At 51.3% G+C, this 2,500-nt stretch carries 2 rRNA genes (1 of these 2 cut by a window edge); both read right to left on the bottom strand.

The window, feature by feature from the left end:
- Positions 1-43 precede the first annotated feature (43 nt).
- Positions 44-158 (bottom strand): 5S ribosomal RNA (gene rrf / locus P3C17_RS21150).
- A gap of 82 nt (positions 159-240) precedes the next feature.
- A 23S ribosomal RNA gene (locus P3C17_RS21155) occupies positions 241-2,500 on the bottom strand; it runs 376 nt beyond the window's last position.

Here is a 2,500-nt window from a genome sequence, read left to right on the forward strand (position 1 = left end):
AAATAAAAAACCCCGCTCACTGAGCGGGGTTCTGTATTTGGGAGCCTGGCGGTGAACTACTCTCGCATGGCATCTGCCACACTACCATCGTCGCGGCTGCGTTTCACTTCTGAGTTCGGAATGGAGTCAGGTGGTTCCACAGCGCTATTGCCACCAGGCAAAAACTGTTTTTAGGTCTTTAACAAGCAAACTGATAAATCGAATTCTTTTCACACCACACACAAACACCTTGGGCGTTGTATGGTTAAGCCTCTCGGGCAATTAGTATGAGTTAGCTTAACACATCACTGCGCTTCCACACCTCACCTATCAACGTTGTGGTCTCCAACGACCCTTATGTGTACTCAAGGTACAAGGGATGACTCATCTCTTGGCCGGCTTCCCGCTTAGATGCTTTCAGCGGTTATCCGTTCCGAACGTAGCTACCGGGCAGTGCCATTGGCATGACAACCCGAACACCAGCGGTTCGTTCATTCCGGTCCTCTCGTACTAGGAACAACTCCAATCACTAAGACCTACTTTCGTACCTGCTCGACGTGTCTGTCTCGCAGTTAAGCTGGCTTCTGCCTTTGCACTAACCGTACGATGTCCGACCGTACTTAGCCAACCTTCGTGCTCCTCCGTTACTCTTTAGGAGGAGACCGCCCCAGTCAAACTACCCACCAGACACTGTCCGCAACCCCGATAAGGGGCCCACGTTAGAACATCAAACATGCAAGGGTGGTATTTCAAGGACGACTCCATCAGAACTGGCGTTCCAACTTCAAAGTCTCCCACCTATCCTACACATACAGGGTCAATGTTCAGTGCCAAGCTATAGTAAAGGTTCACGGGGTCTTTCCGTCTAGCCGCGGGTATACGGCATCTTCACCGCAATTTCAATTTCACTGAGTCTCTGGTGGAGACAGCCTGGCCATCATTACACCATTCGTGCAGGTCGGAACTTACCCGACAAGGAATTTCGCTACCTTAGGACCGTTATAGTTACGGCCGCCGTTTACCGGGGCTTCGATCAAGAGCTTCGCTTGCGCTAACCCCATCAATTAACCTTCCGGCACCGGGCAGGTGTCACACCCTATACGTCCTCTTACGAGTTTGCAGAGTGCTGTGTTTTTAATAAACAGTTGCAGCCAGCTGGTCACTGCGACTCTCATAGGCTTACAGCGCAAGGCCTTCACCCACAAGAGCGTACCTTCTCCCGAAGTTACGGTACTATTTTGCCTAGTTCCTTCACCAGAGTTCTCTCAAGCGCCTTGGTATGCTCTACCTGACCACCTGTGTCGGTTTCGAGTACGGTCGACAATACCTGAAGCTTAGAGGATTTTCCTGGAAGCGTAGCGTCAACAGCTTCACCACCGTAGTGGCTCGTCTCGTGTCTCAGAATATAGGGAACCGGATTTGCCTAATCCCCCTTCCTACGCACTTTCACATGGACTACCAACGCCATGCCTGCCTAGCTTTCTCCGTCCCCCCATCGCAGTATTGTCGGTACGGGAATATTAACCCGTTTCCCATCGACTACGCATTTCTGCCTCGCCTTAGGGGCCGACTTACCCTACCCTGATTAGCATGGGATAGGAACCCTTGGTCTTCCGGCGGGGAAGTTTTTCACTCCCCTTATCGTTACTTATGTCAGCATTCGCACTTCTGATACCTCCAGCACCCCTCACGAGATACCTTCAACGGCTTACAGAACGCTCCTCTACCACTTGCRCAWAGYGCAAGTCCACAGCTTCGGTGCATGGTTTAGCCCCGTTACATCTTCCGCGCAGACCGACTCGACTAGTGAGCTATTACGCTTTCTTTAAAGGGTGGCTGCTTCTAAGCCAACCTCCTAGCTGTCTATGCCTTTCCACATCGTTTTCCACTTAACCATGACTTTGGGACCTTAGCTGGTGGTCTGGGTTGTTTCCCTTTTCACGGCGGACGTTAGCACCCGTCGTGTGTCTCCCGAGTAGTACTCATTGGTATTCGGAGTTTGCAAAGGGTTGGTAAGTCGGGATGACCCCCTAGCCTTAACAGTGCTCTACCCCCAATGGTATTCGCTCGAGGCGCTACCTAAATAGCTTTCGAGGAGAACCAGATATCTCCGAGCTTGATTAGCCTTTCACTCCGATCCACAAGTCATCCCCAAATTTTTCAACATTTGTGGGTTCGGTCCTCCAGTTAGTGTTACCCAACCTTCAACCTGCTCATGGATAGATCGCCCGGTTTCGGGTCTACACCCTGCAACTATTCGCCCAGTTAAGACTCGGTTTCCCTACGGCTCCCCTATTCGGTTAACCTCGCTACAGAATGTAAGTCGCTGACCCATTATACAAAAGGTACGCAGTCACCCCACGAAGGGGCTCCCACTGCTTGTACGTACACGGTTTCAGGTTCTATTTCACTCCCCTAACAGGGGTTCTTTTCGCCTTTCCCTCACGGTACTGGTTCACTATCGGTCAGTCAGGAGTATTTAGCCTTGGAGGATGGTCCCCCCATGTTCAAACAGGATACC

The sequence above is a fragment of the Rheinheimera sp. 1928-s genome (genome assembly GCF_029269265.1).
In the GTDB taxonomy this organism is placed as follows: domain Bacteria; phylum Pseudomonadota; class Gammaproteobacteria; order Enterobacterales; family Alteromonadaceae; genus Pararheinheimera.